This is a genomic window from Acinetobacter sp. SFD, from assembly GCF_001647575.1.
GTDB classification, from domain to species: Bacteria; Pseudomonadota; Gammaproteobacteria; order Pseudomonadales; family Moraxellaceae; genus Acinetobacter; species Acinetobacter pecorum.
Window position 1 is genome coordinate 1 of record NZ_LSZJ01000013.1, and the last position, 25,635, is coordinate 25,635.

Genomic DNA, 25,635 nt, shown 5'->3' on the forward strand with positions numbered 1-25,635 from the left:
TCATGGCCCATCGGCAAGCCTGCAAAGAACACGCGTGGCTGTTCACCGGCTTTGGCAATACCGAAACTTGGCACACGTTTATTGGTCCCATCAAAGCGGGCAGTCACCTGATCAGAAAGTGCCGCAATCTCTTCGACCAGTTCCTTGATCTTGGCTGACTTGTCAGAGCCATCAAGGGTAGCCACCAGTTCAATCGGGCCTTCAAGGCGCTCAAGTAAGGTTTTAAGTTGGGCAGAAGTATTTTGGTCTAACATTGCTAACGCCTCCAGAGGAGTAAATGTTTATTTGATACAGCCATGATAGGATAATCGATTGAATAGGTAAAACAGGTTGTTTTTATTTTATAAATCGGATTTTATGATTAAAAATTTGATTATTATTCTATTAATAATTTTATACATTATGACCGATTCAAATTATAAAGAGATAAATTTAAAGATTAAAAAAAAATGCTCCCTTTCCAGAAGCATTTTTTAGTTTAGAAAATTCGTTGTTCAATCCGCAATGAACGTCCTTTAATCGAATGAGCCAGTAAAAATAGAACAAGACTGAGCAATGCAGACAAGATAGCAATACCAATGATTACGATATTCACGATCTTAGTAACCTCGTCAGCTTGCTGTGCTTGACGCTCTACACTTTGCGCCACAGGAGTCAAACTTTTGCCATAGACCTGTTGCTGCATGGTCCAGATCTGTTCAGGTTTGAACCCATATTGCTCAAACTTGGCATCTTTTTTCTCGGCCTCAACCACTTGGGCCACATAAGGCCGTGCTGCAGAGAAATCGACGGGCTTATGTAACAGTGCCGTTTGTGCCAGTAAATAAGACTTTACTGGTGCAGCAATCTCTGAATCGGACAGATAACGGGCAATTTCACTGTCATTGATATTGCTATCGTAGTATACCACTTGCTGATAAGCGTCATCCTCATCATTCCGCAGATCATGCTGCCAGTAAGTTAATCCTGACCAGATCAGAATAAATGCAATCAGCCATGCGACAAATTTCAGCACGAAAGACTGAAAACGCACATAAAAGAAACGTAGCTTTTTCATTAGGCTCATTACAATAAATGCGCCAATGAAAGAAGAAAAAATTTTAATAATTAGCCAGCCAATCCAGCTTAACAAACTAAAAAAATAATCTGGACTGTCACCAATGCTAGCCAGTGCAGCGTCGACACTGACTGGCAAGTGCAATTGCTGAACTTCAGTGCTCAGACCAAAAAAGCCATAGACCAGCTCCTGCTGGAAAAACAGGCTGATCAATGAGGCTATAAATACGGTAGATGTGGTCAAACCCAATAACATCAAATTGCGTTGACGTCTTTTGAGTGCGATTACACCCTGCTTGATGTCTTGAGGTTTGACGGCATATTCATCTAAGGGCGGCAATCTCTACTCCTTCTTACAGATTTTAGCCCTACCTGATTTAGTTGGGCTTGGATCCACTGGTACTTGATTCAATTACCAAATGATTCAGATTATCCTGTAAAGCTTTTAAACGCACGGTCGCTTCTGTACGTTTTTGTACACCTTCTTTCTGGATCTGAATCACATCATTTACAGTTTTAATGAGGGTATTTTGCACATGTTCAAGCGTTTCGATGTCAATCACCGAGCGCTGGTTGGCTTTAGCCGTAGCGACCGAGTTCTGATGTAACAGGTCTGCATTACGGCGCAGCAGCTCATTGGTAGCATCATCAATAGTATTGGCCAGCTGGACACTGTTCTTTTGTTCGCTTAAGGAAATTGCCAGACTGATCTGGTTTTTCCATGCCGGCAAAGTAATATTCTTGATTGCATAGAACTTGTCGACCAGCATCAGGTTATTTGACTGGATAATCCGGATCATCGGCAAGGTCTGCATGGCAGACTGCTGCAAGACCTGTAAGTCACTGATACGCTTTTCCAGATTATTGGCCAGATGATTCAGATCATAAATTTTCTGTGTGGTGGTCTGGTCTTGTGGCAAGGCGGTTAAAGCGGCAATTTCCTGTTGTAGCTCCTGTTCACGTAAACGGCCTGCGGCAATATGAATACCGAGCTGTTTGTACTCTTCCTGCACTCCATCAAACATTTTGTCCAGGGTGTCGACTCGCGCTTTCAGTCCGGATTGTGAAGTTTCGATTTCTTTCACCAGCACATCTAGCTGCTCTTTGGTGGTATTAAAATGTGCATCAAAGTTATCTTTTGCACCTTTAAATTTGCTGATGATATTGCCAAAAAAACCTGAACTTTTCTTTTTATTAAGAATACTGCTGGTGTTCAGTTGCTGCGCCACCTGCACGACCTGATTCAGCTTTTGTCCTGTGGCATCCAGATCTCTATTTTGAACCAGATTCAGTAATTCATCGGTGTAGGTCGAGGTTTTGGTCGCAATATTTTTACCATATTCCGCCACGCTGTTATGGCTCATGTTCTGTAATTCTTTACGTGCAGCCAGCACTTCCTGAAAGTCAGCAGGCTGCAGGCCCAGCTCTTTCAGGTCCATTTGCTGGAATTTTTGTTCGACCAGTTCACTCGAGCTTTCAACAGGTAAATTTACTAAATCAGACTTGGTCATAGTTCACCTTATATTGTTATGATTTCGAGGGTTTCTCGAGGGATTTTTTTAACGTTTTAATCAGACGCTCACGGCTATTATCAAGTTTTTCCAGATCACTTGTCGAGTGTTTCGTCTGGCTTTGTTTGACATGATATTGCCAGGCCGGAATCAATACCTGTTGAGCCTCCTTAAAGCGATCCAGCAAGCTAAAGGAAAGCTGCTGGGAAAGTTGCATTTGAGTTATGGCAATGTCATTACTACTTTGCAAGGTTCGCAGGGTATTGATTTTCTTGGAGAGACGTTCTGAAAAATTATCCAGAGGATGCTGATTCTTCACAAATTGCGGATATTCGGACAGAAACTCTTCTGCCGCGACAATATGCTTGGCCATCTGTTCGCGCAAACCTAAAATCTGCTGGAATCGGGATTGCGATTTCTGGATTTCAATCTGCAATTTGCGGCTTAAGTGATCAGCCTGATCCAGCAGACGATCCAGTCGCTGGTAATACTCAACCTGACTAGAGCCATAATCCAGATCAATGCCCAGCCATTTCTGAAGAGCATTGAATTTACGTTTTTTCAGATATTTTTTGGATTCTGCCAGTGCCTGAATCAATTGCTCAATGGTCTGACTCAGTTGCTGGGTCAAGTGCGGATCGACCCCATTCAGCAGAACCGACTGAGCCTGAATCAGGGCATCTGCATAATGATTCAGCCCATATTGGTTAGCCAGTACAGGTACAAGCTCATTCCGTTTGATCGCCAGAATTTCCTCACGATCAAACGTCATGTCAGTTAAGGCAGGCAGGGCTTCAAAGCGCGACATGGTGGAGGCGATATCCTTTAAAAAGTGAACTAAAGAAATCTTGAACATCTTTGAATGTAGCAAAAAAACAGGCTACATTGTGTATATTTATCCAGAAATTCGTTACATCACTTTAACTAAATCCATGTTTTATCTTTATTTTAATTATAATTTTGGCAATACAATCCAATTGGAGAGATAAATGGTTCCGTAGCATTTTGAGAATTATTTAACTTTAAGCATTTAGAATTTTAAAATGTATTCAATCTGATCTAAATGCTTACAACACTAAGTTTTACTTAAAATCCATATACAAAAAAGCCATATTGCTATGGCTTTTAAAAGATGTTCAACGGGCTTAGAGATAATCCCCTTCGCTCTCCGGCTGATAGAGCACTTTCTCGATAGTCACTTTCATCGTATGACCATCCGGCTGTGGCCATTCAATGGTCTGACCTTCAGCAAGTCCCAGAATGGCTGCACCTATGGGTGCGACCACATTGACCTGCCCTTTTTCACCGTTAAATTCATGTGGGTAAACCAAGGTCACCTCAACCGCTTCGGTTGAAGGCGCAATCGTCAACAAGACACGTGAATGCATGGTCACGATATTGCTTGCGATCTCTTTTGGTTCAACTACTTCGGCACGTGCCAGTTCATCCTCTAAGCGAATCATGGTTTCACTCAGCTTGCTCTGGTTCTCCAGCATCGTTTCTAGACGCTGCAAATCCTGCTCAGATAAAATAATGTTGGGTTTAGTCATTCTTATTACCTTGTTTAATTCATAAATGAAAAATTAATCAATTAACTGCCAGCAGCATCTTTAAATATAGGATTTACCTAAATTCAAATGCTACCAATCCATAGAATATTTAAATAAAAAAGAATGATGTCATTCATAGCACTTTTTCAGTACTTCCTTACACTAACATGGGATTTACTCAAGTGCTTTATCTAGCGTGCCATCCAGCAGGATATCCAATATTTTTAAAACATCAGATTCTGAAAAATGACCCTGTAAATGGTGTGAAGCACTACATGGAGCGAATGGTCCACTCTTTTAAAGCATTTAAAAATAAAGAGAGTTGATGAAAACTTTAAGCCAGATTTAGAAAAACTCAATATGATTTTATTGATAATTTAGTCTTACATCATAGTCTTCAGGCAGACATTTATGGAACATAAAACATCATTTTGTACATATTGATCTCAACTGAAATTGAGCTCGATCAAGTACAAACATATTCTGCAGCCTTCCTTTTACAGCTATAAAAAAAGCTCCCGGTTGGGAGCTCCTTTCCGTTTATAAGCAATTATGCATAAACTGGGAATTTAGCACATACCGCTGCAACTTTTTCTTTAACTGCACTGATGACAGCTTCGTCGCCTTTCGCATCCAGAATGTCAGCGATCCAGCCAGCAAGTTCACGTACTTCAGCTTCACCGAAACCACGAGTAGTCACAGCAGGTGTACCAATACGGATACCTGAAGTCACAAACGGAGAACGTGGATCGTTTGGTACAGAGTTTTTGTTCACAGTAATGTGAGCAGCACCTAACCAGGCATCAGCTTCTTTACCTGTGATGTCTTGTTTAATTAAAGATAACAGGAACAAGTGGTTTTCAGTACCGCCAGAAACAACTTCATAACCACGAGCCATCAATACTTCAGCCATTGCTTTAGCATTTACTACAACTTGTTGCTGGTAAGCTTTGTATTCAGGCGCCATAGCTTCTTTAAAGCAAATTGCTTTCGCCGCAATCGCATGAACCAAAGGACCACCCTGGTTACCCGGGAATACAGCCGATTGAAGTTTCTTCTCGATCTCTTCGTTTGCTTTCGCAAGGATCAGACCTGAACGTGGGCCACGAAGTGTTTTATGAGTTGTCGTCGTAGTTACGTCAGCGATTTGCACCGGACTAGGATAAACACCTGCAGCAACCAGACCTGCAACGTGTGCCATGTCAACAAACAGGTAAGCACCTACTTTGTCCGCGATGTCACGGAAACGCTGCCAGTCAACGATTTGGCTGTATGCAGAGAAACCGGCAACGATCATGCGTGGCTTGTGCTCAAGCGCTAAACGCTCAACTTCTTCGTAATCGATCTCGCCAGTTTCAGGGTTTAAACCGTACTGAATTGCATTATATGTTTTACCAGAGAAGCTTACTTTTGCACCGTGAGTCAAGTGACCACCGTGAGCAAGGCTCATACCCAGAACTGTATCGCCTGGGTTCAGAAGCGCTAAGTAAACTGCTGAGTTTGCTTGTGAACCAGCATGTGGCTGAACGTTAGCATAATCAGCACCAAAGAGTTCTTTAGCACGGTCAATCGCCAATTGTTCGATAACGTCTACATATTCGCAGCCGCCATAGTAGCGTTTGCCTGGGTAGCCTTCCGCATATTTGTTAGTAAGTTTTGAACCTTGAGCTTCCATGACTGCTGGTGAGCAATAGTTTTCAGAAGCGATTAGCTCAATATGAGCTTCTTGACGAGCATCCTCATTCGAGATTGCTTGAGCTAATTCTGGATCAAATTCAGCGATAGAGATATTGGCAAACATTAGCGAGGTCCTATTGATTTAGGGCTTTTAAGCCGTGCTAAGATTGGCGCGTATTGTAGCATGAAGTTTTGAATTTTCGATCATGAACTTTCTCCACTTTGCAATAAAAATGGCTCATGTCTCAAAAACATGAGCCATTTAGATAAAAATAAGTTATTGAATTGGCATTAGAGATTTTACATCTGAAATAATATTAGCAATATTCAGTGCATAGACGCTACCATGATCCCATTTAGTCGTATTTGATTCATCCGTAATATAACGTACTGAGGTTTTTTTCTGATTCGCTAATTGAACTAAAACATCTGTTGCTGCTTTCGGAACGGTACTATCTACTGAACCCTGATAAATAATGGTCGGTGTAGAGACTTTCACCAGTAAAGGCTGAGAATCCTTTTCCAGGAAGCTTTTCACCACTGGAATACTCATAAAATTAGCTTGAGTACGCGGGTATCCTTCTAAGGTCTTTTTATCGTTAAGATAAATTCCCATTGCATTACCGAATTTTTTGCCCAATACGTCATAGCAATCTGTTTCAGCATTCTTCGCAATGTTATCGGTTGGCATTTTGAAAATCTGGCTATATTGCAGATTTGGATTCGGGTTTCGCAACCCCGCAACAATCAATGCAGTAAAAGTATCTAAAGACGCTAAAGTTTCAATTTTTTTATTCAGATCTGTTTCCTGGCCTGCCTGCTGTTCACCTCCTGACAAAATCAGGCTGAAATTAGAAGCGGGTGCTAAAGCGACCGTACCTTTATAGGTCATTTGAGAAGCGCGTGCAGCATACTGGGCAGCACCTAAAGCAGCCTGACCACCTTGAGAATGTCCAACCGCCATCCATTGGTTAGAAGCTTCTGACCCTAAATAATCTTTTGCAGCCACCACTGCATCGGTCAGCGAATATGCCTCACTCTTAAGATTCAAGAAAGGATGGGGTTCTTTGCCACTCGGCTCTCCCAATCCTTCATAATCAGGTGCAACCACGATATAGCCAGCTTGAAGGAATCCACTAATCATATTTTTGATAAAAGGATTAAGTTCATTTCGACTTGGCGCACATTGATCAGCTACACCAGTCGTGCCATGTGCCCATGTGCCCATGCGACGATCGGCCATCCTTTTGCTGGAGGCGTTCCCTCGGGTGTAAAAACTAAAGCAGTGGCCTGTGTTTCTTTACCATTAACCCCTAACATCTTATAGGTCATGATCACACTTTCGTCAGCGATCCCTGAAAAATCTGTTTGAGTATAAGCTGCAGGTGTTGCCACCACCGGATTATCTATATTATTTACCGGAATAGCAGGTTTTGCCTCTTAAAAAAGATCATTATCACTATCATCGTTACAAGCGGTTAAGGCTAAACTTAATGTGAGAAGAGTACAGGTCAGTACATGACGTTTCATCGATCTTATCCTTGTCTTATTTATTATATCTAATGAGTTTTTCTGGTTTTATCCTAAACAAACGATAAAACTAGACTTAATTTCCCAATTTATCTAAAGAATATCAAGAAAAGAATGAGTTATTTTTGTGTTAAATTTACATTAGTTTAAATTTATTATTAAATTAACAAACTTAAACGAGGCAAAACTTCCATCTTCCCAAACCATACACATGGTCGCCACCAGTTAAAAAGCCTGCAATCAATACAGAAATAAAGCAATTCAATTGTCAGTAGCAAAATAATAATGTTAGATTTTACTCTCTTCTCTTTTCAGGTGTATTTCCGACATGCAGGCCATTATCCTTGATACCGAAACGCATACTTTAAATGGTCAACCCATTGAAATTGCCTATGCGCCTGTCGAAATTGTAGATCATAAAATCAGCCTGGATAAAAGCCGTCTTTTTGATCAGCTCTATACCTGTGACGAACCCATTTCTTTTGCTGCCATGGCCGTGCATCATATTCTGGAATCGGATCTGGAAGGCCAGCCGCATTACAGCACTTTTAGCCTGCCGAATGAAACAGTCTACATGATCGGTCATAATATTGATTATGACCTCCGTGCCATTCAAAAGTGCGATGTTGATACCTCGAAAATCAAGGCGATCTGTACACTGGCTTTAGCACGCCGGGTCTGGCCCGATGCAGAAGCACATAATATTTCCGCCCTGATTTACATGATCACCAAAGGCAGTGAGCGAGCGCGTGAAATGATCCGTAAAGCGCATCGTGCTGACATGGACATCATTTTAACTGCCAATATTCTGATGCACATTGTCCATCATTTAAAAATCAATAGTATGCAGGAATTATTCGAGGCTTCTGAAGATGCCCGAATTCCACGTACCATAAATTTTGGTAAACATCGCGGTACTGCCATTGCAGAACTTCCGGCTGACTACGTACAATGGTTATTGCGTCAGGACGAACTTGATCCTTATTTACGTAAGGCCCTTGAAAATACGGCGATTACCACATTATAAATCTTATCGAAATACGCTTCGGTATTTTAATAAATACTTCATATTAGTGTAATTCTGACAGACTATGCTCAAGCTGAATTTAAGCAACTATCTATTCAGCTATGATGCATTTTTATAAGACTCAACGTGGGATCGAGGTACTCCAGGATCGCTCTCTTCCACTCACCGCACGTCAACGCCGCTTATTGGTTCTGATCGGCAGCCAGGATTTCAACCTATTAAATGACGCTTTAAAACAGCAACTTGCTCCTGCCGAAATTTTAGATCAACTTTATGCCATGGAATTAATTGGGCCAGCTGAAACCGGCGATTTAATACATTGTCAGAAAACAGCTGAGATAAAAGTAGATACAAAAATTGACCTGGCGCATTCCGAGAGCCATCGCCTTCTAAATTCATCTAGCGGGATGAATCAAGACAATCATTCCCATCTGCCAGAACCGCAGGCTTTGTATTTTGAAGACCTCAAATACCTGATGATGGAAAGCTTACAAAAATACTGCGGCTTGATGGCCAAACAGCAAGTACAGCATATTTCACTAGCTCGGGATGCACGCAGTTTGAAACTTTGTCAAATGCAATGGACCACCTCACTTCAGGAAAGCCGCATTGCCCCTCAAGAACTGAATCATATTCTGAAGCAGATCAATTTTGCTCTAGATCAATTACAGCAAAATGAAGTTCATGAATAAAACCTTCTGAGTCTTTAAAACTCTTAAATGAGCAAGTTTAACAATAAGTTCTCTTTGATTTTATAATATAACTGATTGGTTATTATAAATATTTATATTCAGATCAAATTTAAAGCCCTGAATATCAGACTTAAGCGTGATAGAAAAATAATTATAATCCCGCCATATAATGAGCATAGACATTCGATTGGATCATATATATGTCCTGCTATTTAGAATTCGATGCGTTTGATAATCCTATGCAACTCAGCAAAGTCGGCAACTGGGTGATTACTTTTTTAAGCCCGGCGGAAGAACTGCAACTTGTGCAACTGGCAATTACCTATGTGCTTCCACGTCAGATGTGCGACAACTTGCAACCGCGCCGTGTGTTGATTGAAAAAAGTCCTCTCGAACATCATTGGCTGATTCAAGCCATCGAATGTTTTGACAGCACCACCCGTCAGGAAATTTCCTTAACTCCTGAACATCCAACAGCTCAGCGGACTTTAATGCAAATTTTGCAAGAATTTGAAAAATATGATGTGAACATATTACTTAAGCAGATTTAAACGGTTAGTTATTTAAATCAGCTCTTTATTATCATGAGAGATTGCTTTATTTACAGCTAGATAAATTATGTGCAAGGTGAGTAATTGCCGACATATAAAAAACTCACCAATTAGGTGAGTTTTTTATATGCTGGATCGGTGATGTCGGATGAATAAGTTCAATTTTCACTACCTATCTGATGCCCACTGATTGAATTATTCTACAACACGATAAATATTGGAAGACTGCTGGCTTTCAAATAACAGCTCAATACTCGGCAGAATTGTTTCTCCATCCACCACGATATGTTCAATTTTTTTAACCAAATCAACCATCTGATCATTGTTATGTTCTGCAAAGGAACGTAGCATGGCTTTCACTTCAATCACTTTGCTAAATTGATCTTTCACCTTAATATCGATTATCTTAGACATTTCTTTTCCTCCTAAATTCTCCAATTTGCAGTTTTTTATACCACACTTAGTCCAACGATTAAGGTTAAAGATGTTAGCGAATTTGGCAATGTAAACTTTTTTATAAGGATGAATTGCAAGAAGTAAAATATTAAAATTAGTGCAATATTATTTTAGACAGAAATTAAAAAGCTCGCATTTCTGCGAGCTCTGTGTTGGATGGCTAGTGTTAGATTTATTGTCTGATGATAAACATCAAACTCAACTAACTATCATTGATCCGTCCAACTATTCGGTAGCGTCTTATTGGTTTTACGACCTACCATGAGTTCAATATAGCAATTTTTTTTCAGCAGACAATACCCTTTTACACTTCTAAAAAAGACTTATACAAGATTTTAATTGTGATTTTTTCGTAGAAGACTAAAATATTATTGGCTATTTTATTAATAAACCCTCTACTTGAATCCACCTATTCTTCAAAATTTTTTCTATTTTTAAAATATGATTTTATATACAAAGGCATGTTAGACACTTAGATAGAAACCTATTTATTTTCAATAATATATTAAAAATTAAACTGTAATCGCATTCCTAATCTACACCCGCCTTCAGAAAGATGATGTAAAAATATATTGTATCTCTACAGGCTCGCGTCGATTTCTAAAATAGATTGCATGTAATCACCTCATCTACTTATAAAGATAAATACCTCATAACTTTGTCCAAACTCTTCCTCCTATCTACTCATATCGTATGTTTATTCAAAAATTTGTCTAAACAGCCCGACATTATTTTTTAATGTATAGCATGACTGGATATTCAGAACATTATCCGGTTTTAAGATTCCAGTAGGTTTATATACAAACAGTCTGGAAATTTTAATTCTGCTCAAGATAACAACGCTGCCCTAATGGAAATTTAATTTTATATCAGCTTTAAATATTGAAGATAAATACAATACAATGCTCATAAATACATCGAGATATGTCTAAATTTTTATGTCAGCTAATAATTTTAGGAAATACCTTGATCTCAATTTAAGGCAGTTAATACTTTTATTGGCTATCTTTAGTGTGTCCAGCCTTTTTATTATTTCGCTCATTATTAGCTATCAAATCGTAAAAAATCAGTTAATCGATAACTCTCTCATCTTAAATGCTGACCATGCCCATAAAATTGCATTGAGTACAGACAATCACTTTAGAAACATGCTTCTTGAGCTAAACTATAGCGCAAAAATATTAGGTCAAGACTTTAACAACAATGAGCTTAGAGAAGCTGAGGTCAATAAATTAAAATATCAGTCTGAGCACTATAACAGTGTAGTCATCAGCGACCCCCAAGGCCGATTAATCAATTTTTCACCGAATATTCTGAATATTGATAGAAGTAAAATACAACATACTCCGGGGATTAGTGATTCTCTTCATAAAAAATCGACTTATATATCTTCTCCGTATTTTTCTGTCCGAAAAAATTTGATCGTATTTATTTCTCAACCTATTTTTGATAAGTCAAATCATTATCAGGGTTTCATTGGTTCTGCAATTTATTTAAAAGAAAAAAATGTGATCAATCAGCTTCTAACGACCTATAAGAATTATAAAAATAGTTATATGTATGTGATTAATAATGAAAATGAAATAATTTTTCATCCCGATCCTGAAAGAATCGGTCAATCGGCCAGCAATAATTCTGGCCTAGAATATATGCATGCGCATAAGCATGGTCAAATTCGTTTAGTGAATAGCCAGGGAGTTGATAATCTCGCGGGTTTTTCTCATATTCCGACTTCAAACTGGATTGTGGTTTCCCAACAGCCTACTCATGAATTACTTAAACAGGCCAATTCTATTCTTTATAAATTGGCCGCAGGCTTCTTTTTATTTTACCTGCTGGTTTTTTATATTGTATGGAAGCTTTCTGATTCTATCTCGGCCCCGTTAAACCAGCTGGCAGATATGGCGAGTCTATTGAATCAGGCAGAAATCAGTTCAAAAATTAAAGCTATACAGCCCTGGTATTATGAGGTCACAAAATTCAAATTGGCACTATTATTAAGTATCCGCAAGTTTTCACAACAAATGAGCAAAATGGATCATCATATTAATACAGATCCTTTAACCGGGCTGATGAACCGGCGCGGCTTGAATTATGTTATGACTCAAAATATAAAAATGAACATTCCTTTTTCAGTCCTGCTGATGGATGTGGATCACTTTAAAAAAGTGAATGATAATTATGGTCACGATCAAGGTGACATGGTTTTAAAACATATTGCCCATACAATGCAGCAAAATTTTCGTAAAGAGGATATTTGCTGCCGTTATGGCGGTGAAGAATTTATCGTCATTATCCCAAACAGCAATCTGGATGAAGTTTATGAAAGTGCGGAACGGTTCAGAAAAGAAATTGCGTCCAAAGAGATTGAGAACATTGGCAACATCAGCATTTCGATTGGCATAGCCTCTTGGCCAGACAGCTCTAAAAACATACTAGACGTTTTGAAAATTGCCGATAACAATCTTTATCGGGCGAAAGATGATGGACGAAACTGCGTTCGTTATTAATTTATTTTTTTTCAGTTATATACAATAAATTAAATGGTGCGCTCAGCGGGACTCGAACCCACGCCACAGGCTTCGGAGACCTGTACTCTATCCAGTTGAGCTATGAGCGCATCTTTTTTGGATCGCGCACATCATAACAAAAAAAAGCATAAGGTAAAGCAACTATCTCTAACTTCATCATTTTTATGCTTAAGCTTTATACAATGTTCCAAAATAGCAACACAGAATTGCATGTGAATCACTTGGCTTATTTTGCTAGATCACTCACAATATCTCAACTTTTCACCATTTGAGATATTCATGACTGATGCACTGATCTTAAGGGATTTGTCAAAGACCTATCGCAATGGCTTTCAGGCATTGAAAGGAATTAACTTAAATGTACCAGAAGGTGAGTTTTATGCACTCTTGGGTCCCAATGGCGCAGGAAAATCGACCACCATCGGTATTATCAGCTCATTAACAAAAAAAACATCCGGTACCGTCGAGATTTTTGGTTACAACCTGGATACCCACCCTTCACAGGCCAAACAGTGCCTAGGTGTGGTACCTCAGGAATTCAACTTTGCCCAGTTTGAAAAGACCTTCGATATTTTAGTGACTCAGGCAGGCTATTATGGCATTCCAAAAAAAATTGCACAGCAACGGGCAGAGCTTTATCTGAACAAACTGGGATTATGGGAAAAGCGTTCTACTCAGGCCCGCCTGTTATCGGGCGGGATGAAACGCCGCCTGATGATTGCGCGCGCCATGATGCACGAACCGAAACTGCTGATTCTCGATGAACCGACTGCAGGTGTTGATATTGAGTTGCGTCGTTCGATGTGGGAATTTTTGAACGAGATGAATGAACAAGGTACTTCCATCATTCTGACCACGCATTATCTAGAAGAAGCGGAAATGTTGTGTCGCCGCATTGCGATTATTGACCGCGGCGTGATTAAAGAAGACACCACCATGAAAAACTTCCTGAGTCAGCTCAATGAAGAATCATTTATTTTCGATCTGGCAGAACCAATTGAACCGCTGCATCTGGATATTATCGGCGTGCGTTTTAACCTGATCGATCCGATGACTTTAGAAATCACCATGGACAAGGCACACACCATGAATGATCTGTTCCAGTTACTGGAATCACAGAATATTCAGGTGCGTAGTATGCGCAATAAATCTAACCGTCTGGAAGAGCTTTTTGTGAAAATGGTCGAGAAAAATCTGGATGGAGCTGCGCAATGAACATTAATCAACTCAGCGTCGCTTTATATACCATTGTCTATAAAGAAGTGCGTCGCTTTATGCGCATCTGGCCGCAGACCCTGTTGCCACCTGCAATCACCATGAGCTTGTACTTCGTGATCTTCGGTAATCTGGTCGGCTCACGCATTGGAGAAATGGGCGGCTATAGTTATATGGAGTTCATTGTGCCCGGTCTGATTATGATGGCCGTGATCACCAACAGCTATGCCAACGTCTCTTCCAGTTTCTTCAGCTCAAAATTCCAGAAAAGCATCGAAGAACTGATCATGAGTCCCGTACCGATGCATGCCATTTTATGGGGTCATGTGCTGGGCGGGGTGATCCGTGGGATACTGGTTGCAATCATTGTCAGTGCAGTGAGCTTATTTTTTGCTGACTTATATATCACCAACTGGTTTGTGACTATATATACCGTCTTGATTACGTCCCTGCTGTTTTCTTTGGGTGGGTTTATCAATGCCGTTTATGCCAAATCTTTCGATGATATCTCGATCATCCCCACTTTTGTATTAACACCACTGACCTATTTGGGTGGTGTGTTTTATGCCATATCGAGCTTAAGTCCGTTCTGGCAAAATTTATCCTTGATTAATCCTGTCGTATATATGGTCAATGCCTTCCGCTATGGCATTTTAGGACATAGCGATGTCAATGTGAGCGTTTCACTGACAGTGATTACCTTATGTTGTGCCGTGCTGTATGCAGTGGCCTATCATTTACTCTCCCGTGGTTCAGGAATGCGTGAATAATGAGTGTAGAACAATCTCTCCTTGGTAAAGATACCAATTATCCTACCGAATATCAGCCTGATGTTCTGTTTCCAATTTCGCGCGCACCTGCCCGTGAACAATACGCACATATTGAAGCGATTCAGCAAGGTACTGACTGGTGGCATGTATTTGAAATATCTTGGTTAAATCCAGCGGGTGTGCCGCAAGTCGCTATTGGACGGATCAGCTTACCAGCGTCCTCGCCAAATCTGATCGAATCCAAATCCTTGAAGCTGTATTTCAATAGTCTGAACTTTGCCAAGTTTGAATCTAAAGATGCCTTTATCGCGACCGTAGAAAAAGATTTATCTGCTGCGGCTGAAGCTGAAGTCAAACTGCAACTGTTTCAGGTCGATGAGCTAGCGATTAGTAAACCTGAAGGCATCTGTATTGATGAGCTTACACCTGAGCGACTGGAAAATCATCCAGATGCCAGTTTATTGGCTTTGGATTCGGATTCGGATGATGCAGCAGCATGCGAAATCCAGCTGTATTCGCATTTACTCAGAAGTAACTGTCCAGTTACTGGCCAGCCGGACTGGGGAACAGTTTTTATACGTTATCAGGGTAAAAAACCTTGTTATAAGAGCATTTTAGCTTATATTATTTCCTACCGCCAGCATAATGGTTTCCACGAACAATGTGTGGAGCAGATGTTTGCCGATATCTGGCAACAGCTAAAACCAGAAAAGCTGATGGTCTACGCAACCTATACACGCCGGGGTGGATTGGATATCAATCCTTGCCGTGTATCAGATTTAACATGGATGCCTCGCCCTATTCGTTTAGCGCGACAATAAAAAACATTGAGGTTTAACAATGCCATTTTTTGGGTTTATTCCTTCTGCAGAGCTTTTAAATACAATTCAGACTGCACAACAAAACAAAAATTCCAGTGAACCGCTTTACCCCTTGCGTGATAAAACCGCATTAATGATCAATGATGAAATTATTGATGCGATTCTCACCGAGCTGGTGCGTCGCTTTCCTGCCAGCGATAAACGCGATACTGCGGAAAAACTGGCAGGTTATATCAAGTCGACTGTTGCAGTGTTACTGAAGCAGCTTTTGAGTAAAGCGCCGAATGAGGTGGTTAGAGAATCCATTACCTTCTCTGAGCGCAGCCTGTTTAAAGATCCTGATGGACATTTACGTGTCGGTGAGTCGCTCGATGCCAATCTGGTGACGAATTTGAAACATCATTATGCGGAACTCAAAGCCGGCCAGAGTATCGATAAACAGGCATTTAGCAATCTTTACAAGCAATTTGGTGAAGCGACAGTACGACATTTTATGGTCGACTTTAATAAAACCCTAGATCTTGGCATGATCAAACGTAAGGCAGCAGATATTGGCGCATCTGCAGTGATCAAAGCCATTAATATGGCAGCAGATAAAATCATTCTGAATTTAAATAAAGATGAGCTGCGCGCCATGGCCGAATATCACGACACTTTGTTCTATACAGAATAGTTTTGGATAGTCCAATCTCTGATTTTCTGTGAATCTTGAGAAACCAGCCTGACTTTTGTCAGGCTTTTTTATGATCAGTGAAATAGATTGTTACAGATAAGCTGCCGCGCAAGCCATACTGCCGCAAAAATAGCCAACCTTTCGCTATTTTTGTATAAGCAGCTATGTGTCTTAATCATCCGAATGTTATCTTTAATCTGGCACTTTAAGCCCTAAGATTGAAAAACTTTATCAATCTTTTTCATGGCATGATTCAAATGACATCGCCAGCAACTCATCTAAAAAACTGGAAATCGTAGCAAGATGTTGAAATCGGATTTTTATAAAAAGTTTAAACAGCTTTCAATCATATTCACTGCATTTGGTCTTAGCAGTTTTAGCCTGGCTAACGATTTCCAGTATCATCCTTCTTATGCAAGCTTTAAGCAAAGTGCCATGCAAAGCTATGGACTAAGCGCCCAGCAAGTCGATTCAGCCATGAGCGGGACGCGTAACCTGCCCAATATCATCAACATCATGAATCGCCCAGGTGAAAGTAAGCCATGGTATTCGTATAAGACCAATTTTCTGTCTGAATCTACCATTCAGCGTGGCGTACGTTTTAAACAGCAATATGCGGATACGCTTAACCGTGCTGAACAGCAGTTTGGTGTGCCGCAATCAATCATTCTAGGCATTTTAGGCGTGGAAACCGGTTTTGGTAGCAATAAGGGTTCTTTTATCACTCGTGATGCTCTGGCAACCTTAGGTTTTGGTTATGAGCGCCGTGCCCAGTATTTTCAGGATGAACTGGCTGCCCTGATTGCCTGGTCTTATAAAGATGGGGTGGCAACTTCTTCTATAGTGGGCTCATATGCCGGCGCTGTCGGTTATCCACAGTTTATGCCTAGCAATATTCCAAAGTTTGGTGTGGACTACGATGGTAATGGTCATATTGACCTGCGTAATTCAGCAGTGGATGCAATAGGTTCGATTGCCAACTATCTGGCACAGCATGGCTGGCAGCGTAATCAGCCGATTGCCTTTCCGGCACGTTATACCGGTTCAAATCCAGATGCAATAATTGCCAAGGATCTCACCCAGCCTGTCCCTTATGGTGTACTCAAAACTCAAGGCATTAGCCCGATGAATCCGATTGTAAAAATTGATGATCTGGATTTGGTCAATGTGATTCAATTACAAGAGAATTATGGCCCGATTTACTACATCACTTATCCAAATTTTCAAGTGATTACCACCTATAATCGCAGCCGTATGTATGCCACTGCATTGTGGTTATTAGGTACGGAAATTACCAACCGTTAACACTAATAATTAATACAAATTATGAAAGTCAACATTTTTATTGGCCAATTTGATTATATTTTAAGCAATTTTAATATTATGTTACAATATTGATTATTTTTTAACCAATAATTGTTTATTTTGCGTTCTTTTTTTAACTATTTTAATTAAACACTAGACAGGGTGTTGTCAGCATGAATATTATCCATTTCGTTAAATGTAGTTGCATAAGTTAAATATCAGGCATGTTTACATGGTTTTTCAGCCATTTATGAACAACCAAATAGATATGCTGTTAGGAGTTGATTCGATGCATTCTTCAATTTTGAAGTCTTTTATGGCCATTGCCACGATTGTCACGCTGACGCAATCGCAGGCAGATATGGTTCCGTCATCTTCATTCACCAATGAAAATGATAATTCGCGCCTTGCAACGCGAGTACTCAATAAAGAAGCTCAAAGCTTCAATTCAAATTTCACCAATTTGAACAGCCTTTCAATCACTGAGCGTTCTGGCGATAAAGTTCGCCGTGAAACTATCGCAGCGAAAATTGAAATTCCTGCAGAAGAGCCTTCAGTGATTGAAAAACTGAATACAGTGGCTTCAAATACTGTACGTAAATTCAGTCAGACTGGTACAGCATCTTGGTATGGTCGTCAATTCCACGGCCGTAAAACTGCAAGCGGTGAAACCTTTGACATGAACGCAATGACTGCTGCTCATCGTAGCCTGCCATTGAACTGCTATATTCGTGTAACCAACCGTAATAACGGCAAAAGCGTCGTGGTGAAAGTTAATGACCGCGGTCCTTTCCATGGTAACCGTGTCGTTGATTTATCTTACGGTGCTGCAAAACAGTTAGGTATTACCAGTGCCGGTACTGCAAAAGTCAGTATTGAGCGTGTCGCTGGTCCAAATTCTTAAGGTTTGACCTGCAACACATTTAACAGAAGTCACAGCAATGTGGCTTTTTTTATTGCACTTGATATTGTATGAGAATATAAACAGTTTGGTTTAACGCTATTTTTAAATGATTTAAAAAAATTTTGGCATGTTCCTCAGACCGGATAAAATTCATTTGCCTACATGATTAACTTTTGACCGCATGCAAATTCTGCTTTATATTGCCTAATACGCAAAACATGTTCATGGAATGGAGCGAAGAATGAAAACAATATCTGAATGGTTTGATGAATATAGTGACAGCCACCAAAATAAAACCAATAAACTGATTCACTGGGTCTGCGTACCGACGATCTATTTTTCGATTATTGGCATTCTGGCGCATTTTAGCGCCTTACTGACTGCCCTGTTACTGATTTTGGCTTTTATTTTCTATGCACGCCTGGATCTTGTTTTGGCTGTGGCCATGACTACGTTGACTTTGGTCATGGCCTGGCTCATCTGGATTCTGCCAGTGGGTACAGGTTTTTTTATCGCCCTGTTTGTCTTGGCTTGGATTGGACAATTTTATGGGCACAAAGTTGAAGGCAAAAAGCCTTCTTTCCTCAAAGACCTCCAATTCCTCCTCATTGGCCCAATTTGGTGCATGGATGCCTATCTAGGTAAAATCCTACCAAAATGGAAATCGCGTCATAACAGCGCAATCATGAGAATCTGATGCTACATTCGATTTATCCTATGAGAAGAGCCTTATTGATAGGCTCTTTTCTAGTGGTTTAAGCCATGATCTGAACACTTTCACTCAGTCTCATACTGCATCGCAGTCAATCACATTGAATTTTCCACTCTATTCATGCTCTTCAAGATAGACATATAACGCATCACAAAGGGTAATAATCGAAACTAAAGCAACATGTGTTTTGGGTGACATGATGATTTACGCATATTTTTTTATCTTAACCTTTATTAAATTTTTAGAAATCATTTGCTGACCTAAACCCGCAAATTTTAGGCATAAAAAAAGCCCCAAACGGGGCCTTTTTCTACTCAACAATTAGTCAAGAGACAAATTATTGTGCAGCAGCAGCTTGAGCAGCAGCAACTTCGTCAGCGAAGCTCATTTCTGCTTTTTTCTCAATACCTTCACCAACTTCGAAACGAACGAAATCAGTTACAGTCGTACCAGTTGCTTTAAGAACGTCAGCAACTTTCTTGTCGTTGTCGATTACGTACATTTGACGCTCAAGAACAACTTCATTCAGGTATTTCTCAACAGAACCTACAACCATCTTCTCAACGATGTTTGCTGGCTTGCCAGATTCAAGTGCTTTCGCTTCAGCGATTTCTTTCTCTTTCGCGATAAGCTCAGCAGAAACGCCTTCAGCATTTACAGCGACCGGGTTGAACGCAGCAACGTGCATTGCCAAGCCTTTACCAGTTGCTTCATCACCAGTGTAAGAAACAACAACACCGATTTTAAGACCGTGTTTGTAAACTGCAAGGTTTTCGCCTTCAACAATTTTCGCACGACGTACTTGGATGTTTTCACCGATTTTTTGAACAAGAGCGATACGCGCTTCTTCAACAGTCGTACCATCTTCTAGTTTCAATTCAGCAATTTGAGCAGGCTCAGTTACGTTTGCAGCAAGAGCGGCAGCAGCAACTTTCGCAGAGAAACCAGCAAAGTTTTCGTCTTTCGCAACGAAGTCAGTTTGGCAGTTAACTTCTAGAAGAAGTGCTTTGTTGCCTTCTTGAGCAATCGTGATTGCGCCATCAGCAGCAATGTTACCTGCTTTTTTAGCAGCTTTTGCTTGACCAGATTTACGTAGGTTATCGATCGCCAGTTCAACGTCGCCGCCCGCTTCTGTCAAAGCTTTTTTACATTCCATCATTGCTAGACCAGTACGATCGCGCAATTCTTTAACCATGCTTGCTGTAACTGCAGTCATGTTAATCTCCTAAATTCGGTAGAAAATGAATTCTTTTTAGAACAGAAACGGCCCAGAGGAGTTCTCATGGGCCGCCTGCATACATAACGCTTACTTTGCCACCATCACATGTCGCAAGAATGACAAGCTAGCGTCAAACGCATTAAGCCTCAGAAGCTGGAGCTTCTTCTGCTTTAGCTTGTGCATTTGCTTGTGATTGAGCGTATTCTTTACCAGCAATAATCGCATCAGCCATAGCAGAAGCATAAAGAGTTACTGCACGGATCGCATCATCGTTACCCGGAATAACGTAGTCTACGTTGTCTGGGTTAGAGTTTGTATCAACGATACCGATTACAGGAATACCAAGGTTCTTCGCTTCTTTGATTGCAATCGCTTCGTGATCAACATCGATTACGAACAATGCGTCAGGTAAACCACCCATGTTTTTAACGCCGCCTAAGCCACGCTCAAGTTTTTCCATCTCACGAGTACGCTCTAGAGCTTCACGTTTAGTGAGCTTAGCGAAAGTACCGTCTTGAGATTGAGTTTGAAGGTCTTTTAAACGGTTGATAGATTGGCGAAGTGTTTTCCAGTTCGTCAACATACCACCTAACCAGCGGTGATCTACGTATGGTTGACCAGCGCGTTGAGCTTGTTCACGGATGATTGCAGAAGCTGCACGCTTAGTACCAACGAACAAAACTTTGTTCTTTTTGCTAGCCAAGTTGTTAGCAAAGTTCAAAGCATCATTTAACGCAGGAACAGTGTGCTCAAGGTTAATGATGTGAATTTTGTTACGCGCACCAAAGATGTATTCACGCATCTTTGGATTCCAGAAACGAGTTTGGTGACCAAAGTGCGCGCCAGCTTGAAGAAGGTCGCGCATGCTTACGTTGTAATCTGCCATTTTCTTTACCTTAAAGTTTGGGTTAGGCCTCCATATACCCGCATTCTCCACCCCAAAGGGCACCCAGAGTAATGTGTCGATATATGTGCGGATTTTTTTGCCTCATCGCACAAAGCCCGTGAAATTTATTCACGAAAAAGCATTTGATAAAATGGGCGGCTATTTATACCATAGTCACACACAAATTTCCAAAAGTTTTTAGAGATCATGAACAACACTTATCAAGCTCCACGTCGACTTATCAAAACCCCTGACGAAATTGAAAAAATGCGTGTAGCGGGGCGACTGGCGGCAGAAGTTTTGGATATGATCAAACCGCATATTGTTCCGGGTGTTACTACACTGGAACTTGATACGATTTGTCATGACTATATTGTCAATCAGCAGCAGGCCATTCCAGCATGTTTAGGCTATGGTGCTGCACCGGGTCGACCTGCCTTCCAACATTCGATTTGCACCTCTGTGAACCATGTGGTATGTCACGGCATTCCATCAGACAGCAAAAAATTGAAAAAAGGCGACATCCTGAATATTGATGTGACCGTAATTAAAGATGGCTATCATGGTGACACCAATATGATGTACATCGTCGGTGGTGAAACCACGATCCTTGCCAACCGTCTATGTAATGTAGCCCAAGAAGCTATGTACCGTGGTATTGAAACTGTAAAACCGGGCTCAACCATTGGTGATATCGGTCATGCCATTCAGCAGTATGTTGAATCCGAACGTTTTGGCGTAGTACGTGAATATTGTGGTCACGGTATTGGTACGACTTTCCATGATGAACCGCAAGTCCTGCATTATGGCCAGCCAGAGTCCGGTATGATCCTTGAAGAAGGCATGACCTTTACCATTGAACCGATGGTCAATGGGGGCGACTGGAAAACCAAACTACTGGGTGACAAGTGGACGGTAGTCACCAAAGATCACACATTATCGGCACAATACGAACATACAGTTCTAGTAACCAAAACTGGTGTGGAAATTTTGACAGCACGTCCAGAAGAGGATTTGTCACGCTTTACGGCATAACTACAATCTTAGTGCAGCACAATGGCCACTTTAAAGTGGCCATTTTTATTTTATATTTCATGCATCCACATGCATGACCGAGATGTATCAAGTCTCTTCTCTCCCGCTCCGAGCATATCGAAATTCAAGATAAAGTTCGGCCAAGACACCATTTTTTCCTTAAAGTTTTCCAAATTCTTTTGCCCTATCTGCACTATTTTAGGCTAAGATAATGTGCTTTTTTATTTTTTAATCCCTATAAGAAGGAATACTGCCGTGGACGTACGTCTCTCTGATCGTGTGAATGCCATCAAACCGTCCCCTACGCTTGCTGTGACCAACAAAGCTGCTGAATTAAAAGCTGCAGGTCATAACGTGATTGGTTTGGGCGCAGGTGAACCAGATTTTGATACCCCTCAACACATCAAAGATGCAGCAATTGCAGCGATTAACAACGGTTTCACTAAATACACCGCTGTTGACGGTACGCCAGGTCTTAAAAAAGCCATTATTGCCAAATTCAAACGTGACAATAACCTAGACTATGCAGCAAACCAGATTCTGGTTTCTTGTGGTGGTAAGCAATCATTCTTTAACTTAGCTTTGGCTTTGTTAAATAAAGGCGATGAAGTGATTATTCCTGCACCATTTTGGGTAAGCTACCCAGACATGGTCATCATCGCTGAAGGTGTACCTGTAATTGTGAAATGTGGTGAAGAGCAACGCTTCAAAATCACGCCTGAACAATTAGAAGCTGCAATCACTGACAAAACTCGTCTAGTGGTATTAAACAGCCCTTCTAACCCTACAGGTATGATCTATACCAAAGAAGAACTTGAAGCATTGGCTGACGTACTGCGTAAATACCCAGAAGTATTTATCGCATCTGATGACATGTACGAACCAATCCGTTGGGAGGACGAGTTCTACAACATCGCAACAGTTGCACCTGACCTTTACGATCGTACAATCGTATTGAATGGTGTATCTAAAGCATATGCAATGACTGGCTGGCGTATCGGCTACGCAGCGGGTCCTGCAAAACTGATTGGTGCGATGAAGAAAATCCAGTCTCAATCAACCTCTAACCCAACTTCTATTTCACAAGTTGCTGCAGAAGCTGCATTGAATGGTCCTCAAGACGTGCTTGAGCCAATGATTGAAGCATTCAAACGCCGTCATGACCTGGTTGTAAATGGCTTGAATGACATCAAAGGTATTTCTTGCCTACCTGCTGATGGTGCTTTCTATGCATATGCAAACATCAAACCGTTAATTCGTGCCAAAGGTCTTAAATCTTGCACAGAATTCTCTGCTTGGTTACTGGAAGAAACTGGTGTTGCAGTGGTTCCTGGTGATGCATTCGGTCTAGGCGGCTTCATGCGTATCTCTTACGCAACTGCTGACGAAGTACTGGTAGATGCACTTGCACGTATCAAGAAAGCGGCTGATTCTATCGAAGGCGTAGATGAAGCAATTGCTTCAATCGAAGCTGAAAAAGCTGCCAAATAATCTGGCTGAAACATCAGATTTGAAAAACCCGCGAAATTCGCGGGTTTTTTTATGTGCGACGAATATAATATCGATACTTTAGGCTCAGGCATAGCAAACATAAACAGGCAGCAACCGTATAGGCAATAGCAAGCATCCACCAAAAGCCATGTATTCCCAAAGCATTGAAATCAATATTCATAAATGAAATAGGATGATAGGCAATATACCAGCCGCCACCCAAACCAAGCACCAGAACTGTAGTGGTAAAAATAAACATGGGCAACACCACTTCTTTCCAGCAGCGCAGCATATTGACACTAATCACCAGAATGGCATCAAAGATATGCATCCAACACACGAGCATCATCAAACTGAATGCCACCGCCAATACCTGCTGGTCACCACTAAATAAAGCAATAATCCAACGCTGAAATATCCAGACAAAACTAGCAAGGCACAATCCAATCGACAGAACAACTACCACTGCTTTTTTGCTTAACTGCCATGCTGATTCAATATGTTCTGCACCAATTTTCGTCGATACCAAAATACTAAAGGCAGATCCCATTGACAGCGGCACCATAAACATCAAGCCCAACAGACCCAGCATAATTTGATGGGAATTTATAACAATGTCACCCAGGGGTAAAATCAGCAGTGCAATCGCACTGACTGCAAATACATCCACAAACGTGACAATACCATTAGGCACACCAATTCTGAGAATTTTAACTAGAGTAGCCCAATGTAAAAATGTGCCTGACCATTGAATTCTTAATATTTTCTCTAGAAATACAAAATAATAAATAAATAACATTAACCATTGTATAATCAAGCTTGAAATAAAAGCACCTTGCACACCGTAAGCAGCAATGTAACCTTCAATACCAAAAATCAAGCAATACCCCAATAAAACCTTGAAAATCAAATATAAAATATTGGCATAAAATACCCGTTTAGCCTGTCCACAAGTTTGCGTCAGAATATATAAAATACGTAATAAAAGGTGTCCTGGAATTATCCATGCCATTAACATCAAACATGGTGTAATCAGGGCTTGCAGTTCATCATCGGCTTTTAAAAGATTGAGTAAGGGTGTGGCATGGGTAAATAGCCAAGCCGCCAAAACAGACACGATAAGTACGATCAAAACACCTTGTTTCACAATCCGCTGTATATCAGAAAAAGCCTGTCTCCCCTTGGCCTCAGCCAGTTCTTGCATCATGCCTTGCAGAATTCCAATCCCTGAAACAAAACACAATGAATAAATTGAAAGACACACAGCCATAGCAGCAACATGCTGAGATGAAAAATGTGACAGGAAAATCACATCGAATAAACCACTTAGCATAATAATGGCATTACTGAGAAAAATAGGCACCCAAAGATGCAAAAACTGTTTCATTACCCTAGCACTCGATTTTTAATTTTTTTATAAATTTTCGTTTTTAGCAGATTATTTAAAACTGAGATATATCAGTAAAAATATATACCATTATTGTGCCATAAATCTTTAAATTTATTAATTTTATAGAAAATATTCATGCAACCGCCTTCAATTTTTCTTCTGAAGAAGAATAATTCGATTAGTTTAGAAATTGCAATTTATTCTTTTGAGTTTTTAATCGCTCTACGAAAATAGAGTTTGACCCTTTTACAGGAATCGTATTTTTTACTTGCGGGTTTATAATGATTTATAGAGAGCTTTAGCTTCATATTGAATATTTTCACCAGATACAACAGATTCATTCTTTACTTATCTTAATCGTATTATTTTCAGGAAGCAGGCTGCTGAAACATAACAATAACTTCAGCTTCTGTCATTTTTTCCTAGGATTATTCCACCCATTCGAAAATATTGATGACTGATAAATGCTGCTAGTCAATAAAATGAATATTTTTTATATCAACAGATATTAAAGTTCCATCAGGTCTGAGGGCGACTCATCGAATAATGACATGCTACCACTTCGTGGTTTTTAAGCTCTACTTCAAATTGAGAAGCACCGCATAAAAATTTTGCTTTCATGGCTGTTTCTCG

Annotated in this window: 22 protein-coding genes, 1 tRNA gene and 2 pseudogenes; 13 read left to right on the plus strand and 12 right to left on the minus strand. The window is 40.4% G+C overall.

The genetic code is table 11. The features are described from left to right. From AY605_RS09525 to AY605_RS09555, 7 genes and pseudogenes are all read right to left on the minus strand, one after another. Window positions 1-254: pseudogene (locus AY605_RS09525) on the minus strand (alkyl hydroperoxide reductase subunit F); the annotation flags it as partial. Between the two features lie 224 nt (window positions 255-478). Next, window positions 479-1,396: a hypothetical protein gene (locus AY605_RS09530; RefSeq protein ID WP_064096179.1), complete on the minus strand. Its 918-nt coding sequence runs from the start codon at window positions 1,394-1,396 to the stop codon at window positions 479-481. 37 nt (window positions 1,397-1,433) lie between these two features. Further along, on the minus strand, window positions 1,434-2,567 hold the full coding sequence (locus tag AY605_RS09535) for a toxic anion resistance protein (protein ID WP_064096180.1): 1,134 nt from the start codon (window positions 2,565-2,567) through the stop codon (window positions 1,434-1,436). Window positions 2,568-2,583: 16 nt separating this feature from the next. After that, window positions 2,584-3,375 (minus strand): hypothetical protein, encoded by a 792-nt coding sequence (locus AY605_RS09540; RefSeq protein WP_064096181.1) that lies wholly within the window; start codon window positions 3,373-3,375, stop codon window positions 2,584-2,586. Window positions 3,376-3,712: 337 nt separating this feature from the next. Further along, window positions 3,713-4,117, minus strand: a complete 405-nt coding sequence (gene rnk, locus AY605_RS09545) for a nucleoside diphosphate kinase regulator (RefSeq protein ID WP_064096182.1) — start codon at window positions 4,115-4,117, stop codon at window positions 3,713-3,715. A 550-nt stretch (window positions 4,118-4,667) separates the two neighbouring features. Beyond that, window positions 4,668-5,918: a serine hydroxymethyltransferase gene (gene glyA / locus AY605_RS09550; protein WP_064096183.1), complete on the minus strand. Its 1,251-nt coding sequence runs from the start codon at window positions 5,916-5,918 to the stop codon at window positions 4,668-4,670. A gap of 153 nt (window positions 5,919-6,071) precedes the next feature. Next, window positions 6,072-7,324: pseudogene (locus AY605_RS09555) on the minus strand (alpha/beta hydrolase). A 328-nt stretch (window positions 7,325-7,652) separates the two neighbouring features. Between AY605_RS09555 and AY605_RS09560 the strand changes: the two are divergent. The 3 genes from AY605_RS09560 (at window position 7,653) to AY605_RS09570 (ending at window position 9,594) form a co-directional block, all read left to right on the plus strand. Beyond that, window positions 7,653-8,351 (plus strand): DUF3820 family protein, encoded by a 699-nt coding sequence (locus AY605_RS09560; RefSeq protein WP_064096184.1) that lies wholly within the window; start codon window positions 7,653-7,655, stop codon window positions 8,349-8,351. Between the two features lie 101 nt (window positions 8,352-8,452). Beyond that, on the plus strand, window positions 8,453-9,043 hold the full coding sequence (locus AY605_RS09565; protein ID WP_064096185.1) for a hypothetical protein: 591 nt from the start codon (window positions 8,453-8,455) through the stop codon (window positions 9,041-9,043). A 200-nt stretch (window positions 9,044-9,243) separates the two neighbouring features. Beyond that, entirely contained in the window at window positions 9,244-9,594 is a 351-nt protein-coding gene (locus AY605_RS09570; protein WP_064096186.1) for a hypothetical protein, read from the plus strand. A 195-nt stretch (window positions 9,595-9,789) separates the two neighbouring features. On the opposite strand, the gene AY605_RS09575 is transcribed toward AY605_RS09570, so the two are convergent. Continuing rightward, entirely contained in the window at window positions 9,790-10,008 is a 219-nt protein-coding gene (locus AY605_RS09575) for a hypothetical protein (protein WP_064096187.1), read from the minus strand. Between the two features lie 980 nt (window positions 10,009-10,988). On the opposite strand from AY605_RS09575, the gene AY605_RS09580 reads away from it, so the two are divergent. Further along, complete coding sequence (locus AY605_RS09580) at window positions 10,989-12,560, plus strand: sensor domain-containing diguanylate cyclase (RefSeq protein WP_064096188.1); 1,572 nt, start codon at window positions 10,989-10,991, stop codon at window positions 12,558-12,560. Between the two features lie 34 nt (window positions 12,561-12,594). Here AY605_RS09580 and AY605_RS09585 read toward each other — a convergent pair. Then, window positions 12,595-12,670, minus strand: a tRNA-Arg gene (locus AY605_RS09585). 190 nt (window positions 12,671-12,860) lie between these two features. Here AY605_RS09585 and AY605_RS09590 point away from each other — a divergent pair. From AY605_RS09590 to AY605_RS09620, 7 genes are all read left to right on the plus strand, one after another. Further along, window positions 12,861-13,796: an ABC transporter ATP-binding protein gene (locus tag AY605_RS09590; protein WP_064096189.1), complete on the plus strand. Its 936-nt coding sequence runs from the start codon at window positions 12,861-12,863 to the stop codon at window positions 13,794-13,796. Further along, window positions 13,793-14,566 carry an ABC transporter permease gene (locus AY605_RS09595; RefSeq protein ID WP_064096190.1) on the plus strand — a complete coding sequence of 258 codons (774 nt, stop codon included), beginning with the start codon at window positions 13,793-13,795 and terminating at the stop codon, window positions 14,564-14,566. Before AY605_RS09590 ends, AY605_RS09595 begins: the two co-directional genes overlap by 4 nt. Next, entirely contained in the window at window positions 14,566-15,387 is an 822-nt protein-coding gene (queF, locus tag AY605_RS09600; RefSeq protein WP_064096191.1) for an NADPH-dependent 7-cyano-7-deazaguanine reductase QueF, read from the plus strand. Before AY605_RS09595 ends, queF begins: the two co-directional genes overlap by 1 nt. 19 nt (window positions 15,388-15,406) lie before the next feature. Further along, window positions 15,407-16,060 carry a hypothetical protein gene (locus AY605_RS09605; RefSeq protein ID WP_064096192.1) on the plus strand — a complete coding sequence of 218 codons (654 nt, stop codon included), beginning with the start codon at window positions 15,407-15,409 and terminating at the stop codon, window positions 16,058-16,060. A gap of 303 nt (window positions 16,061-16,363) precedes the next feature. Continuing rightward, the gene (mltB, locus tag AY605_RS09610; RefSeq protein WP_064096193.1) at window positions 16,364-17,365 is read left to right on the plus strand and encodes a lytic murein transglycosylase B; all 1,002 of its coding nucleotides are present in this window, start codon (window positions 16,364-16,366) and stop codon (window positions 17,363-17,365) included. 289 nt (window positions 17,366-17,654) lie between these two features. Beyond that, window positions 17,655-18,269, plus strand: a complete 615-nt coding sequence (locus tag AY605_RS09615) for a septal ring lytic transglycosylase RlpA family protein (protein WP_064096470.1) — start codon at window positions 17,655-17,657, stop codon at window positions 18,267-18,269. 241 nt (window positions 18,270-18,510) lie between these two features. Then, window positions 18,511-18,966 (plus strand): DUF962 domain-containing protein, encoded by a 456-nt coding sequence (locus AY605_RS09620; protein WP_064096194.1) that lies wholly within the window; start codon window positions 18,511-18,513, stop codon window positions 18,964-18,966. A gap of 352 nt (window positions 18,967-19,318) precedes the next feature. Here the strand turns inward: AY605_RS09620 and tsf are convergent, their stop codons facing one another. Further along, entirely contained in the window at window positions 19,319-20,197 is an 879-nt protein-coding gene (gene tsf, locus AY605_RS09625; protein ID WP_064096195.1) for a translation elongation factor Ts, read from the minus strand. Window positions 20,198-20,339: 142 nt separating this feature from the next. Continuing rightward, the gene (gene rpsB, locus AY605_RS09630; protein WP_064096196.1) at window positions 20,340-21,086 is read right to left on the minus strand and encodes a 30S ribosomal protein S2; all 747 of its coding nucleotides are present in this window, start codon (window positions 21,084-21,086) and stop codon (window positions 20,340-20,342) included. A gap of 207 nt (window positions 21,087-21,293) precedes the next feature. Between rpsB and map the strand changes: the two genes are divergently transcribed. Both map and AY605_RS09640 read left to right on the plus strand, forming a co-directional pair. Next, window positions 21,294-22,121: a type I methionyl aminopeptidase gene (gene map / locus AY605_RS09635; protein WP_064096197.1), complete on the plus strand. Its 828-nt coding sequence runs from the start codon at window positions 21,294-21,296 to the stop codon at window positions 22,119-22,121. Window positions 22,122-22,376: 255 nt separating this feature from the next. Then, complete coding sequence (locus AY605_RS09640; protein ID WP_064096198.1) at window positions 22,377-23,612, plus strand: pyridoxal phosphate-dependent aminotransferase; 1,236 nt, start codon at window positions 22,377-22,379, stop codon at window positions 23,610-23,612. A gap of 49 nt (window positions 23,613-23,661) precedes the next feature. Here the strand turns inward: AY605_RS09640 and AY605_RS09645 are convergent, their stop codons facing one another. Then, window positions 23,662-24,999: an MATE family efflux transporter gene (locus tag AY605_RS09645; protein ID WP_064096199.1), complete on the minus strand. Its 1,338-nt coding sequence runs from the start codon at window positions 24,997-24,999 to the stop codon at window positions 23,662-23,664. Between the last annotated feature and the right edge of the window lie 636 nt (window positions 25,000-25,635).

Bases quoted from the DNA above. Each gene is read 5' to 3' on its own strand.
- mltB (WP_064096193.1), top strand. From the start codon at position 16,364: ATGTTGAAATCGGATTTTTATAAAAAGTTTAAACAGCTTTCAATCATA.
- AY605_RS09605 (WP_064096192.1), top strand. From the start codon at position 15,407: ATGCCATTTTTTGGGTTTATTCCTTCTGCAGAGCTTTTAAATACAATT.
- AY605_RS09615 (WP_064096470.1), top strand. From the start codon at position 17,655: ATGCATTCTTCAATTTTGAAGTCTTTTATGGCCATTGCCACGATTGTC.
- AY605_RS09540 (WP_064096181.1), bottom strand. From the start codon at position 3,375: ATGTCGCGCTTTGAAGCCCTGCCTGCCTTAACTGACATGACGTTTGAT.
- AY605_RS09645 (WP_064096199.1), bottom strand. From the start codon at position 24,999: ATGAAACAGTTTTTGCATCTTTGGGTGCCTATTTTTCTCAGTAATGCC.
- tsf (WP_064096195.1), bottom strand. From the start codon at position 20,197: ATGACTGCAGTTACAGCAAGCATGGTTAAAGAATTGCGCGATCGTACT.
- queF (WP_064096191.1), top strand. From the start codon at position 14,566: ATGAGTGTAGAACAATCTCTCCTTGGTAAAGATACCAATTATCCTACC.
- AY605_RS09575 (WP_064096187.1), bottom strand. From the start codon at position 10,008: ATGTCTAAGATAATCGATATTAAGGTGAAAGATCAATTTAGCAAAGTG.
- AY605_RS09595 (WP_064096190.1), top strand. From the start codon at position 13,793: ATGAACATTAATCAACTCAGCGTCGCTTTATATACCATTGTCTATAAA.
- glyA (WP_064096183.1), bottom strand. From the start codon at position 5,918: ATGTTTGCCAATATCTCTATCGCTGAATTTGATCCAGAATTAGCTCAA.
- AY605_RS09570 (WP_064096186.1), top strand. From the start codon at position 9,244: ATGTCCTGCTATTTAGAATTCGATGCGTTTGATAATCCTATGCAACTC.
- AY605_RS09590 (WP_064096189.1), top strand. From the start codon at position 12,861: ATGACTGATGCACTGATCTTAAGGGATTTGTCAAAGACCTATCGCAAT.
- AY605_RS09580 (WP_064096188.1), top strand. From the start codon at position 10,989: ATGTCAGCTAATAATTTTAGGAAATACCTTGATCTCAATTTAAGGCAG.
- AY605_RS09560 (WP_064096184.1), top strand. From the start codon at position 7,653: ATGCAGGCCATTATCCTTGATACCGAAACGCATACTTTAAATGGTCAA.
- AY605_RS09620 (WP_064096194.1), top strand. From the start codon at position 18,511: ATGAAAACAATATCTGAATGGTTTGATGAATATAGTGACAGCCACCAA.
- rnk (WP_064096182.1), bottom strand. From the start codon at position 4,117: ATGACTAAACCCAACATTATTTTATCTGAGCAGGATTTGCAGCGTCTA.
- map (WP_064096197.1), top strand. From the start codon at position 21,294: ATGAACAACACTTATCAAGCTCCACGTCGACTTATCAAAACCCCTGAC.
- AY605_RS09565 (WP_064096185.1), top strand. From the start codon at position 8,453: ATGATGCATTTTTATAAGACTCAACGTGGGATCGAGGTACTCCAGGAT.
- AY605_RS09535 (WP_064096180.1), bottom strand. From the start codon at position 2,567: ATGACCAAGTCTGATTTAGTAAATTTACCTGTTGAAAGCTCGAGTGAA.
- rpsB (WP_064096196.1), bottom strand. From the start codon at position 21,086: ATGGCAGATTACAACGTAAGCATGCGCGACCTTCTTCAAGCTGGCGCG.